Source organism: Rhodococcus sp. PAMC28707 (genome assembly GCF_004795915.1).
In the GTDB taxonomy this organism is placed as follows: Bacteria; Actinomycetota; Actinomycetes; order Mycobacteriales; family Mycobacteriaceae; genus Rhodococcoides.
In genome coordinates, this window is the sequence record NZ_CP039253.1 from 1,043,040 (window position 1) to 1,055,732 (window position 12,693).

Consider the following 12,693-nt stretch of genomic DNA (forward strand, 5'->3'; position numbering starts at 1 on the left):
CTTCACCAGGACAACCACGGCTCCGATTGGGCTACCTGCACACCTACGGTCGCAGCGGCGGCTCGGCGCACCCCGAACAACGCGTTCATCAACTCCGATTCACTCCGTCCGGATTCGGCGACCCAACGGCGGCTCCGATGGAGAGCTCGCGACGTCCATACCGCCACTGCTGCATCACCAATTCCACTACCACTGTCGCCGGCGAAGTCGACTTTCATACCGCCTGCAGCGCCTGGTCCCACCTCGGCACACAACCGCCGCAACGAGTCCTCGCCGAATATCACCCGGCCGGTCACCTCGACGAGAAATCGGCACCGCGCACGTATCCAACCGTCGGGTTCACCGAGGTGAATCCGCGAATCATCCAGTCCCAGTTCGCGATAAAGGTCCGAAGCGCTCTCGCCGACGATCCAGACCCCACAGTCGTCCGCAGCACCGACCGCGGACGCGATCGTCACCGACAACGACGCCGCGCTGTGCAACTCCGAGGCTACGATCACGACACAGTCCGGAACGCGGTATCGAAGCCCCGAACTTCTGGCAGCAGGGTCGGTGATCAACGGCGCAAGTTTCAAGGCCTCGGCATTCTTGGAGTCCGTTCGTTCCGACACGGATCGCTCAGCCCAGTCCGGGCCGTCGTGCCAAGCAAGGGCCGTGCGTTCGTAGGCGAATACGGCGCCGGCCATGAAGGCGCGGTTGGCGAACTCCCAGTCCTCCCCTCCGTACTGCACGAACGACTCGTCGAAACCGCCGATGGCATCGAACAGTGAACGCCCGCAGGTCATCACCGCGCTGATCATGTACTTGTACGCGTCCCATCCTGGGTGCAGGAGATCCTTCGTCCGCTCGTAAGCGTCGACCAGCCAGACTGGTTCGGTCACCGCGGCCGACAAATGTTTACGCCTCCCGACCACCAGTGCATCGGGAAGAATCGAGGGCAAGCGTATTGCCGCGCGCACGTAATCGGGCGTCGGCACGGTGTCTGCATCCAGGAAACACAGAACCGAACCGCGCGAGACGGACACCCCGAGATTCCGTGCAGCAGCCGCTCGAAAACCCCTGTCTTCCTGTCGGACGGTCACGATGTTCAGCTGTGCGCCCCATCGATCGATGGGCGGTGGCTGCGAGGATCCATCGTCGGCAACGACGACTTCGAGTCGATCTGCCGGGTATGTCTGCTCGGCCAACGCGGCCAAGACGAGGGACAACTGACTCGGTTGGTTGTAATAGGGAATGATCACGCTGACGACGGGAGTTCGCGACGGTCCGCGCACACGGTCCCATTCGTTGTCGGGCAACAGCATTCGGCCATCACCGATATCTACCGTGCCGGTCATGCGGACCAACGTCGGAGAATCGCGTCGTACGCGTTCGCCACCTCGGCAGGCGACGGTGATGGAACGACGGACTGGTCCGTCCACGTGTCGGCGGGGTTCTCCGTAGCAGCCGCAAGCGCCGCACAGAGTGCACCGTCGACGTTCTCGTACATGGTGAGCACTCCCGGTGACCGACGGTTCAACTCTTCGATGTACCTGGTCCGCGGTACGAGTGGGCGCCGCCCTGCCGAGATCCAGGTATTGATCGAACCCGATGCCGAGAGGTGTCGATGATGGGCAACTGGAACCGTGACCTCCCACATACGTTGCCGAAGTTCGTCGTCGTCTACAAACCCTGTCACGAGACACTCCCGCCCCGATACTGCTGCTTCGGCATGCAATTCCTCGGCCAGATACTCGTGCCCGGGGGACGGCATTCCCAGAGCCGTGAACCCCACGGAAGCAGGCAGCGCATGCATTGCTCGTATTGTCTCGATGTGGCCTTTGCCTGGATAGAGGAACCCGAGCACTCCGACAGTCTGCCCAACCGTCGGCGGTACTCGCTTCGGTCGCGTCGGGCCGGCAATCATCAGCGGTACGACCGCGACCTCGACGAGTGAGTCCGCATCGGGATGTACGAACTCGCGCAGCAACTCCGCCTCGTGTTCGCTCGACACCACCACTCCCACAGCGAGATCGAGAACAGATCGATAGAATTCGACGCGGTCCGACATCGACGGTCCATCCGAGGGTTGTGGAAGGTCGTGCAACGTAACCGAAACGGGCCTTCCGACTGCTGCGATCAGTGCTCGAAGATCGGCCAGCGCTTGTCGAGGACTACTGCCGAACAGTCTGTCGGTGACATGGATGTGGACCAGAACGCACTCGAGTACGTCGGTTGCCTCTGCACTGTAAGACCGAATCAGACGGTGTTCGAGATCTTCGGCCCGCGCGGCGTCGTACACGGCAAGGCCGTACCGGACGACGCCGTGTGTTTCAGGACCGACGACCAGATGACACACAGTGCCCATCATGTCGGCAAGCCGAGGATGTCGATCAGACCGCTGTATCGGCTCAGCGCAGCGCCTACGAACTCCGGATGCTGTGCATACCAGGACATCTGCTGATCGTGAACAGTCTCCTCTTCCAGCACTTCTCCATCGACAGTCCATGAGGACCGCACCACGGCGTCGAGACCGAGCGCATCGATCACCCGTCGCTCCAGCGGTGCTCGGACGACACCGAGCAGTTCGCGATCGAACGAAGACGGACCTGGCAGACCGAGAGCGTCGAGGATACGACTTCCGAGCTCGATCAGGACCGCGTTGCCCGGGTGGTTGATGGTGTGCGCGGCCGCGCTGCCGAGGGGGCGAAGAACATCGGAGATCGCGATGTCGCAGTCACGCCGCTCGCGTCGGTCCAGTTCGGCAACGCTCGCCTGCGCGGCATCGACAATTCCCGCCGACGAGATTTCGAGATCCCACTCGTCGAACCGCATTCGCCCGTCGCGGGCCGCCAGTACGGTCCGAAGATCGTGGTAGGGCACACCAGGAGGCACCGCCGAGGGGTCGCTGGGATGCCGGACGATGATCTGCCACGGGTACAACCCGGCGTACCGAATGACCGGCCAGATGAGCCGGATCGTGATGGATGGGGCCATGTCCGTGAGGTCTGCGGTACCGATGGGCAGCCCACGGTAACCGGCCCGGACAGGTTGTGCGATCAAGATCCGAGTCTGCTGCAGGAGACGTTCGACATGCGGAATATCAGTGGCGGTCAGCTCGTGAACGGGCGGCACGCGGACGGTGCGGAATGGGCTGCTCGCCGAAGACGCCAGCACGATACGCAGCGCTTCCGCCTGACAGTTACCCCAGACGAGCAGCACCGGACGGGTGTCCGAGGTGTCGTCATCGACGCCGTAGAAGCTGCCGTAATGCCGGGTTCGGCCGTCCGCGGTCACGCGCTGTAGTATTCGTTTGTCACGCAAATACACTCCCTCTCGAGCAGCCGGGCCGGGTTCGACACTCCCCCGTATATCCACTCTGCCGACAGAGGAACCCTTTATTTTGATCACGATCGCCTCGGTGCCCACTGACCACCGATATATCACCAATCTCGCACCGGACACCGTGGACATGGGTGAGCCGGCATTCTTCCGACTTCCCGACCCTCGACCGGTCGACGCCGAGGAGACAGAGAACCGGTGGTGGCCTCCCCGGTGGCTCGAACCTCGATGGTTGACCGAGCACATCGATACGTTCGACGTGTTCCATCTTCACTTCGGGTTCGACGCGGTCGAGCCTGCAAGGCTGGCCGCAATCGTCGGAATTCTGCGCGCGCACGACAAGCCTTTCGTGCTCACCGTGCACGATCTGCACAATCCGCACTTTGCGAACAACTCCATGCACCTGGCACAGCTCGGCATTCTCGTGACCGCCGCGGACGAGGTCATCACTCTTACTCACGCCGCCGCCGCGGAGATCACTGCACGATGGAACACCCCTGCCACGGTGCTGCCACATCCCCATGTCGCACCGCTCGACCTGATCGGGCAGGTGCGGGCGGGCCACGAGCGGGAGTTCGTCATCGGGATTCACGCGAAGAGCCTTCGAGCAAATCTCGATCCGCTCGCGGTCATGGACGTCGTAGTCTGCACCGCAGCAGAACTCGGAAACGCACGAGTACAACTCGACATCGACGATGAGGTATTCGCCCACCGTGATCAGCGGGGAGCAATCGGTGCAGCGTTGACTGCGTACAACCGATTCCGCAGCGTCGACGTTCGGGTGCATCGCCGCTTCGACGACACCGAATTGTGGCGCTATCTGAAAGGGATCGACGTGTCGGTACTACCGTATCGATTCGGCACACACTCGGGCTGGCTCGAAGCATGCTACGACCTCGGAACCGCCGTCGTCGCCCCGGACTGCGGATACTACAGCGATCAGAAACCCTGTACCACATACGAATTCGGGATAGACCGATTCGAACCGGACACCCTTGCGCAGGCACTGCGAGATGTCCACGCCGCCCGCAGCCGGACTCCGGCCGCGTCCAGATCCGAACGGGAACGCGAACGCACCATGCTCTCCCGAAGACACTACGAAATCTACGAACGCGCACTGTCGCGAAGTAGCCGCATCCTGACCGAGGCCCGCTGATGCGACCACTACGCATTGCGCTGCTCGGTTCATCGAATTTCCCTATCGCCGAACCGTTTGCCGGCGGTATGGAGGCGCACATCTGGCAACTCGCCCACACCCTGACCGAACGCGGCCACATCGTGACGCTTTTCGCCGCAGAGGGGTCTTCGGTCGAGGTCACCGGCGGGAATCTTCGCGTCGCACGACTGGAACTGAGTGCGATTTCCAAAGCCGACATCACCACACCCGCGCTGGCAGTGAGCGAGCATCACGCGTACCTGTCGGTGATGATGGATCTGGCGGGCGACCTGCGAGACTCCTTCGACATCATCCACAATCACAGCCTGCATTACCTTCCCATTGCCATGTCTCCGACAGTGCAGACGCCGATGCTCACCACACTGCACACTCCCCCGTTCGCCTGGCTGGAGTCGGCCATCGCTGTGTCGGCGAGTCCTGCGTCGTCGTTCGTCGCGGTCAGTGAGCATGCAGCTCGCCAGTGGGCACCCGTGCTCGGCGAGGTTCATGTCGTCCCCAACGGCATCTCGACGCAGCGGTGGCCGGAAGGACCCGGCGGAGACTATGCCGTCTGGTCCGGTCGTATGGTGCCGGAGAAGGCGCCCCATCTTGCCATCGATGCCGCGCGGATGGCCGGAGTTCCACTTCGCCTCGCCGGACCTGTCTCGAATACCGAGTACTTTCGGGACCACATCGAGCCGCGACTCGACGACTCGGTGACCTACGCCGGCCATCTTCGTCAGCGGGAGCTCGCGACACTCGTCGGTGGCGCGTCTGTCGCTCTGGTCACGCCCGTCTGGGAGGAGCCCTACGGCCTGGTCGTCGCCGAAGCTCTGGCGTGTGGAACCCCGGTCGCCGCTTTCGAACGCGGTGGGATTCCGGAGATCCTCACCCCCGCCTGCGGCCGTCTCGCCACCGCGGATTCGGTGGAAGGCCTGGCAACTGCCCTCGTCCACGCCGCAGCACTCTCCCGAAGCGACGCCAGGGCCCGTGCCGAGACGGCATCCTCGGAAACTGTGATGGTTGACCACTATTCGGAGCTTTACGAGCACATGATTCGTGAGACGACGGGTCGGCGAGGTGCGGCATGATCGGGTACTACGCGCATCATCATGGATCGGGGCACGTGGCTCGTGCGGCGTCGATCGCCGCTGAACTCGACGAACCGATGACCGTACTGTCCTCGCGCACGCGATCTTCCGAACACGCTCACCTCGACTGGCTGACGCTGCCTCTCGACCTGGACTCGACAGCGATGGGCGATCGAGCGTCCGATCTCGACCCGACTGCATCGGGGGTGGTGCACTGGGCACCGATCGGTGTCCGCGGGCTCACCGAGCGCATGGCGATGATTGCCGAGTGGGTCGCACGAACACGCCCACGGCTCATCGTCGTCGACGTGTCCGTCGAGGTAGCCCTGTTCGTTCGATTGCTGGGAGTTCCTGTGGTCACGGTCGCTATGCCCGGTGATCGAACGGACGAGCAACATCAGCTGGTCTATCGGATCGCAACAGCAATCATCGCGCCGTGGTCCAACAACGTGTACGACCCGGCCTCGCTTCATGCGTTTTCCACCAAGACCACCTACGTAGGATCGATCAGCCGATTCGACGGGCGACCGCGCACTTCCAACGCGACAACCGAACCGATTGTCTTCGTTCTCGGGGGCGCAGGCGGGACGTCACTGACGAAGAAGGATGTCGACGAAGCGGCCGAACTCAACTCCGAATACACCTGGACGGCAGCGGGACTCGATGCACAAACATGGATCGACGATGTCTGGCCGCACTTGTGTGCGGCATCGGTGGTGATCACGCATGCCGGACAGAATGCACTCGCCGACGTGGCATCTGCGGCGGTGCCGGCAGTCGTCGTGCCCCAGGATCGGCCCTATGGTGAACAGGACGCCACCGCCGACGCACTCGCCGGGGCAGGAGTGGCCGTAGTCGCGCCGTCGTGGCCTTCCCCCGATCGTTGGCGAACCTTGTTGGCCGACGCGGTGCGCCTGGGGTCGTCGGGCTGGCATCGCGTCGAAGCGTCCGGTGCCGCCCGTCGCGCAGCACGACTGCTGTCCGAGACCGCCGTCGGATGAAGACATCCGTGATCACCGTCGTGTCAGGGCGGCACGAGCACCTTCGGGGACAGCTACGAGGCCTGGCGCGTTCGATGCTCGCGCCCGAACAACACATCATCGTCGCCATCGACGACGCCGAAATCGCTCGTGTCGTCGCGGACACCGAAAGCACGGCGCAGGTGGTCGACCTCGCCGCACCCCAAGGCCGGCTTCCGATCGGGCAGGCTCGAAACGAGGGCGCCAGAGTGGCGTCGAACGGCGGCGCCGATCTTCTCGTTTTTCTCGACGTCGACTGCATTCCGTCACCCGAACTGCTTACGCGCTATCACGATTGCGCAACACTGCCTGCGCACCGCGCGGCTTTACTCTGCGGACCGGTTACTTACTTACCGGCTCGAAGCTCAGCGTGGGCGGTCGAGGAGTTGCAAGCCCACACCGACCCGCATCCGGCGCGTCCGAATCCGGTTGCGGGAGTGGTCGAGATAGGAAAGAATTTTGATCTCTTCTGGTCACTGTCCTTTGCTCTGTCGACCGATACCTGGAACCGTATCGGCGGATTTCACGACGAGTATGTCGGGTACGGCGGCGAGGACACCGATTTCGCTGCTGTGGCTCGCTCGATCGGAGTCGGGTTGCGTTGGGTCGGCGGCGCGCATGCTTACCACCAACATCACCGCGTCTCCTCACCCCCGGTCGAACACCTCGACGACATCGTCCGCAATGCGGCTCTGTTCCATCGCCGTTGGGGACGGTGGCCGATGGCAGGGTGGCTGGACGAGTTCGAGCGTGCGGGCCGCATCGTGCGCAGTCCCGACGGATCCATCGATCGCATTGCATGAACCACTCGAGTACGGGGTAAGCCGTGAGTGCTCTGCTGTGAACGCAGGTGCCCACACAGAATGCGAAGTTCGTACCGATGAACCAAAAAATCGACACCGGCGCGTCGGCACGAGCCCCGCGAGCTGTGACAACCAAGCGGGAATGGGCAGCAGACCTGAGTACCCAACGGTTGTACGCGCTGCTCAAGCTGCGCGTAGAGGTGTTCGTGGTGGAACAGGCTTATTTCTATCCCGAGCTCGATGGCGAGGATTTACGCTCGCTGACCAGGCATTTTTGGCTCGAGCGTGACGATGAAGTGCTGTGCACGTTACGACTGACCGAAGAGGGAAATGGACCCGATCGGGTGTTGCGTATAGGCCACCTGTGTACCCGACGCTCCGAACGCGGGAAAGGTCACACTACCCGTCTACTCCAAGCCGCCTTGGCCGATGTCGGCTCGGCCAGATGCCGAATCGACTCGCCGAGCTACCTCGTGGACATTTATACCGGGCATGGATTCGTGCCATGCGGAGACGAGGTCCTCGACAACGGAGTCCCTGTCATCCCCTTGGTGCGAGAATCCAAGTGAATGTGGAAGTTTCGGTCGAACTACGCCCAGTGGGCGCTGCTCGACCGGGTAGATTGGACTCGTACGCGCAGTAGCGAACTGGTGAAGTCCGCTTCCCGGCGATATTGATGCTGTACCCCTGAAGGATCTGGACGCGAGAGAGTCGAGAACAACATGCAGTGGTGGGGATGGGTTATCGTGGCCCTGGTCGTGATCGTGGCGCTCGTGGCGCTCGTGCTGGCTGTTCAGGCCAAGCGCCGATCCGGCGGTGTGATCATCACTGGCCGGCCGGGCAAGACCGGAAGGTCGAGAAATCCATGATCGAACAGTTGATGCGGTCCAGTGAGATCGCCAAGCGTCCGGTCGTGACTTTCACCGGTGAAGATATCTCGCAGATCAAGGACATCATCTACGCGCCCGACGGCGGAGCAGTCGCCGGTTTCACTCTCGCCGGTCGTGGACTGTTCTCCGGTCCGCGGAAAGAGGTGCTTCCGTGGCGGTCCGTCGCGGCGCTGGGGCCCGATGCCGTGATGATTCTCCGCGAGGACATGCTCTCCCCGGCAGGTGAGATGTTCACCGCTCCAGACGCCGGCGACGACACTCCACAACCGTCGCATGAGCGGCGTGGCGACATCCTCGGCTCCACCGTTCTCACCGACTCTGGTATTGAATTGGGCGCCGTTGTCGATGTCATCATCGAGGTAAGCGGCCGCTACGGCGGAAAGTGCGAAGTAGTGGGCTACGAGATCAAGTCCTCGGAGGCGATGAAGAACAAGGGCACTACGGTGCTCATCCCGCTGCCCGACACACTCGCCGCATCCGGGGAGCATCTGATGGTGCCCGCCAGCGCCACCGACTTCGTGCGTGATGATCTCGCCGGGTTCGGTGCCGCCGTCGACGCATTCCGCGCGCAATTGGGGGGTAAAAACTGATGTTGTTCTCCGAGTCCACCGGCCGCAAGGTGGTCAGCACGAGCACCGCCGACACCGTAGGAACCATTGCCGGGTTCTTCATCGATCCCCACAACCGCACCGTCGCCGGGGTTCATATCAAGAAGGCCAAGTCCGGGAATGCGCTCGCGTGGTCGGGAATTTCCGCATTCGGAATCGATGCCGTCACCGTCGGATCCTCGGATGCGATCGTCGATGCCGACGACGAGGCCTCACTCTCGGCGCTGGAAGGAAAGACGCACAACGTCGTCGGAAAGCGCGTACTCAGCACCGGTGGTGTCGAGCTCGGAAAAGTCGACGACGTCGATTTCGATCCTGAGACGGGAGCGATCACCTCGCTCATCGTCGGCGCCCAGCAGATCGAAGGACGCGCCCTCATCGGGGTCGGGTCGTACGCGGTAATTATCGATCATCAGGATCAGTGATGGTGATCGTGGGAATCCCGACGATGTCATAGGTAGCCGAGGCGATACCAATACCCGCGGCGTCGAGGCCGGTCAAGATATCTCGACTCATTCGGTCCTTGATCGCTCGTACGCCGCGATGCGGCACCAGGAACCGTAGAGACAGTTCGACCCAGTTGTCGGTGATTCGCCAGTAGACGGCAGGGGCAAGAGATGTCTCCGACAGTGCGTATCGCGCACGCATGGACGCGAACGCATTTTCGGCCTCCCGGTTGTCGACGACGGCGTGAGCACAAGCGGCATCGAGAAGTATCTGTTCCACACGGGCGCGGTCGTCTGTGTAGGTGATAGGAAGCATCATTTCCTCCCACAGGTACGGAAACTCGCGAGTGTAGTTGTACACCGGATCGGTGAAGATGACACCGTTGGTGACCGTGACCAAGCGTCCGGTGTACTGGCGTGAATTAACCCAGATAGCTGGATCGGAGTCCGACACCGAAGGTGGCTGGCCCATCTCCATGATGGTCGTCTTGAGGAAACCGAGCCGCACCACATCACCGCGGACGCCCCCGAGAGTGATCCGATCGCCGATCCCGAATGTGTCACCACGCAAAATCACGAAGTACGCGGCGAAGGAGGTGATGACCTGCTGCAGAGCAAATGCCAGTCCAGCACTGATCAATCCGACACCGGTGGTGATATCGGTACTCGGCGTCACCCAGATCGACACCAACCCCAGCACAAGGACACCCGCGACGCCCACGTGCACCCCTTGACGTGCCCAGAATCGGCGAGAATCTCCCACTTCACCACCGAGTGTTCGACGCGTCACCGCCAGCGCGAGCCCTCGTAGCGCCAGCACTGCCACTACGAATACGGCAGTGACGAGCAGTTTGACACCGGTGGTGGTACTGATGCCGACGAGAGTGACGCCGAAGACCTCCACGGACCCCGCTGAGAAGACGACATTCATACACTGCTCCGATCCGCTTGCCGCGCCCTACGTCGAGTGAGTGTCCCACCCCCGGGACAAGGACAGAACGAAACAGCACCGCGGCAATACTCAACCGCGGTGCTGTTTCGCTGATATGGAGTCAGCTTCCTTCGGTGTCGCTGACGAATGCCCACTCCCCGTCGTGGTCGACCTCGAGGCGCCAACCCAGTTCGGAGTTGTCGGCCTTCTGATCGATGAACCAGGCGTGTGCGTCGTCCGCGCTGTCTATGTCTTTGGTTTCGACGACTTCACCTTTGGGATTCAGAACTCTGTAATTTGCCATATCAGCATGTACCCGCGATTCGCTCGAGTTCAAACGTGGTTTGTCACCCGAGGTCCGGGGTAAATCAGAGCAATGAACGACGCCAGCCCCACGACCATCAGCAGGCCGTACCCACTCGGTGCATCCCTACTCTCCACGGGCGGGGCCGATGTGGCCGTGTACTCCGAAACCGCCGACTCGATCGCCGTCGTTGTGGTGGACGAGAACGGCACCGAAATTTCCTCGACCACGCTCGGAATCCGAACCGGCCATGTATTCCACGGGATCGTCGAAGATCTGACAGCAGGTTCACGGTACGGACTGCGGGTAGAAGGACCGTGGGATCCCGAGTCCGGTCTACGCCACAATTCACACAAGCTCCTTCTCGACCCCTACGCGAGTGCGATCGCCGGTGGAGTCGAGTGGAACGAGTCGGTATTCGGCCACCACCACGACGAACCCGAAACTCGCAACGACGACAATTCCGCGGCGTCGATGCCGCTGTCGGTGGTCACGGCGTCCGAATTCGACTGGGGCAGCGATACCGCACCTCGAATTCCGTTGGACCGCACAGTCGTCTACGAAGTCCACGTCAAAGGGTTCACCGCAAACCATCCCGGTGTGGAGGAGTCCATCCGTGGAACATATGCAGGGTTGGCCCATCCCGCAGCGATCGCCGAGCTTGTCGAATTGGGCGTGACTACCGTCGAACTGCTCCCCGTTCATCAATTCGTCCAGGACTCCCATCTCCTGGAGTCGGGACGTCGAAACTATTGGGGATACAACTCGATCGGCTTCTTCGCCCCGCACAACGAGTACAGCAGTGCCGGAGACACCGGCGGCCAGGTCGATGAATTCAAGGCCATGGTCAAAGCTCTCCACAACGCCGGAATCGAAGTGATCCTCGATGTGGTGTACAACCACACGGCCGAGGGAAACCACCTGGGACCGACGTTGTCGCTCAAGGGAATAGACAACAGATCGTACTACCGGTTGGTCGAGGACGACCGAGCGTCCTACTTCGATACCACTGGAACGGGCAACAGCCTCAACGTCGGCCACCCAGCCGCGCTGGCTCTCATCATGGACTCCTTGCGTTATTGGGTTACCGAGATGCACGTCGACGGGTTTCGATTCGATCTTGCGAGCACCCTGACCCGGCAGGATTCCGATCTGGACAAGCACAGCGCGTTCCTCGATCTGGTTCACCAGGATCCGACGCTGGCGCCGGTCAAGCTCATCGCTGAGCCTTGGGACACCCATGGTTATCAGGTGGGCGGATTTCCCGCTCGCTGGTCCGAATGGAATGGCCAGTTCCGCGACGACGTTCGAGACTTCTGGCGCGGTGAGCCCGGATCGTTGGGTGCCTTCGCGCAGCGCATCACCGGTAGCCCCGACGTCTACGAGGCCAGCCGTCGGCCGACATTGGCGAGTATCAACTTCATCACGGCGCACGACGGCTTCACCCTCGCCGACCTGAACAGCTACGACGACAAGCACAACGACGCCAACGGCGAAAACAACGAGGATGGCGAGTCCGACAATCGGTCGTGGGGTTGCGGAGTGGAAGGCCCGACCGAGGACGAGGGCATCCTCGCCCTACGCGCGCGGCAACAACGAAATCAACTAGCGACGTTGTTGCTGTCTGCCGGCGTGCCGATGATCCTCGGTGGCGACGAAATCGGCAGGTCGCAGCAGGGCAACAACAACGCCTATTGCCAGGACAACGAGCTGTCGTGGTTCGACTGGGCGAACGCCGATCTCGATCTTCGCAACTTCACCCGCGAACTCCTACGCATGCGTCGGGAGCATCCGGCACTGCGTCCGAAGTGGTTTCGGCACGACAGTGACAGCGATGCCGAAAACTCGGTGGACTTCTACCGAGCGGATGGCGCCAAGCTCGGCGCGGAGGATTGGGAGGACGGCACCGCACTGTCCATGCTCGTGCGCATGACGGCGCCCGAGGACGACACCACCTTCGCCTGGATCGTCAACTCTTCCTCCGGCCCAGTGGACTTCTCACTGCCGGAGGGAAGGTGGGCGCAGAGTCTATCGAGCGACCCCGACCAGGCCTACGAAAGCGAAGGCCCGACAATCTTGATTCGTGAGCATTCGTTCACCCTCCTGGCAGCAGAAGACTAGAAG

General features: G+C 62.0%; 14 protein-coding genes. 9 read left to right on the forward strand and 5 right to left on the reverse strand.

Annotated elements, in window-relative coordinates; all coding sequences use genetic code 11:
• Window positions 1-2: 2 nt before the first annotated feature.
• From E5720_RS04580 to E5720_RS04590, 3 genes are read right to left on the reverse strand one after another with little or no spacing between them, the layout of a single operon-like run.
• Window positions 3-1,337 carry a glycosyltransferase gene (locus tag E5720_RS04580; protein ID WP_136169651.1) on the reverse strand — a complete coding sequence of 445 codons (1,335 nt, stop codon included), beginning with the start codon at window positions 1,335-1,337 and terminating at the stop codon, window positions 3-5.
• The gene (locus E5720_RS04585; RefSeq protein WP_136169652.1) at window positions 1,334-2,350 is read right to left on the reverse strand and encodes a hypothetical protein; all 1,017 of its coding nucleotides are present in this window, start codon (window positions 2,348-2,350) and stop codon (window positions 1,334-1,336) included. Before E5720_RS04585 ends, E5720_RS04580 begins: the two co-directional genes overlap by 4 nt.
• The gene (locus E5720_RS04590; RefSeq protein WP_247596165.1) at window positions 2,347-3,276 is read right to left on the reverse strand and encodes a WcbI family polysaccharide biosynthesis putative acetyltransferase; all 930 of its coding nucleotides are present in this window, start codon (window positions 3,274-3,276) and stop codon (window positions 2,347-2,349) included. Before E5720_RS04590 ends, E5720_RS04585 begins: the two co-directional genes overlap by 4 nt.
• Window positions 3,277-3,400: 124 nt before the next feature.
• Between E5720_RS04590 and E5720_RS04595 the strand changes: the two genes are divergently transcribed.
• The 8 genes from E5720_RS04595 (at window position 3,401) to E5720_RS04625 (ending at window position 9,313) form a co-directional block, all read left to right on the forward strand.
• The gene (locus E5720_RS04595; protein ID WP_247596166.1) at window positions 3,401-4,477 is read left to right on the forward strand and encodes a glycosyltransferase; all 1,077 of its coding nucleotides are present in this window, start codon (window positions 3,401-3,403) and stop codon (window positions 4,475-4,477) included.
• Window positions 4,474-5,568: a glycosyltransferase gene (locus tag E5720_RS04600; RefSeq protein ID WP_136169653.1), complete on the forward strand. Its 1,095-nt coding sequence runs from the start codon at window positions 4,474-4,476 to the stop codon at window positions 5,566-5,568. The genes E5720_RS04595 and E5720_RS04600 overlap by 4 nt, the downstream gene beginning before the upstream one ends.
• On the forward strand, window positions 5,565-6,569 hold the full coding sequence (locus E5720_RS04605; RefSeq protein WP_136169654.1) for a glycosyltransferase: 1,005 nt from the start codon (window positions 5,565-5,567) through the stop codon (window positions 6,567-6,569). Before E5720_RS04600 ends, E5720_RS04605 begins: the two co-directional genes overlap by 4 nt.
• Window positions 6,566-7,390: a galactosyltransferase-related protein gene (locus E5720_RS04610; protein WP_136169655.1), complete on the forward strand. Its 825-nt coding sequence runs from the start codon at window positions 6,566-6,568 to the stop codon at window positions 7,388-7,390. The genes E5720_RS04605 and E5720_RS04610 overlap by 4 nt, the downstream gene beginning before the upstream one ends.
• A 77-nt stretch (window positions 7,391-7,467) precedes the next feature.
• A complete protein-coding gene (locus tag E5720_RS04615; RefSeq protein WP_136169656.1) occupies window positions 7,468-7,959 on the forward strand; it encodes a GNAT family N-acetyltransferase in 492 nt (163 codons plus the stop codon).
• 177 nt (window positions 7,960-8,136) lie between these two features.
• Window positions 8,137-8,259, forward strand: a complete 123-nt coding sequence (locus tag E5720_RS22260; protein ID WP_281727920.1) for a hypothetical protein — start codon at window positions 8,137-8,139, stop codon at window positions 8,257-8,259.
• On the forward strand, window positions 8,256-8,870 hold the full coding sequence (locus tag E5720_RS04620) for a PRC-barrel domain-containing protein (RefSeq protein ID WP_136169657.1): 615 nt from the start codon (window positions 8,256-8,258) through the stop codon (window positions 8,868-8,870). The genes E5720_RS22260 and E5720_RS04620 overlap by 4 nt, the downstream gene beginning before the upstream one ends.
• Window positions 8,870-9,313, forward strand: coding sequence for a PRC-barrel domain-containing protein (locus E5720_RS04625; protein WP_136169658.1), 444 nt, complete (start codon window positions 8,870-8,872; stop codon window positions 9,311-9,313). Before E5720_RS04620 ends, E5720_RS04625 begins: the two co-directional genes overlap by 1 nt.
• Here E5720_RS04625 and E5720_RS04630 read toward each other — a convergent pair.
• Window positions 9,291-10,265, reverse strand: a complete 975-nt coding sequence (locus E5720_RS04630) for a mechanosensitive ion channel domain-containing protein (RefSeq protein WP_136169659.1) — start codon at window positions 10,263-10,265, stop codon at window positions 9,291-9,293. The two genes, E5720_RS04625 and E5720_RS04630, sit on opposite strands and share 23 nt — an antisense overlap.
• Window positions 10,266-10,386: 121 nt before the next feature.
• Window positions 10,387-10,569: a hypothetical protein gene (locus tag E5720_RS04635; RefSeq protein WP_136169660.1), complete on the reverse strand. Its 183-nt coding sequence runs from the start codon at window positions 10,567-10,569 to the stop codon at window positions 10,387-10,389.
• A 72-nt stretch (window positions 10,570-10,641) separates the two neighbouring features.
• Between E5720_RS04635 and glgX the strand changes: the two genes are divergently transcribed.
• On the forward strand, window positions 10,642-12,690 hold the full coding sequence (gene glgX, locus E5720_RS04640) for a glycogen debranching protein GlgX (protein WP_136169661.1): 2,049 nt from the start codon (window positions 10,642-10,644) through the stop codon (window positions 12,688-12,690).
• Window positions 12,691-12,693: the final 3 nt, after the last annotated feature.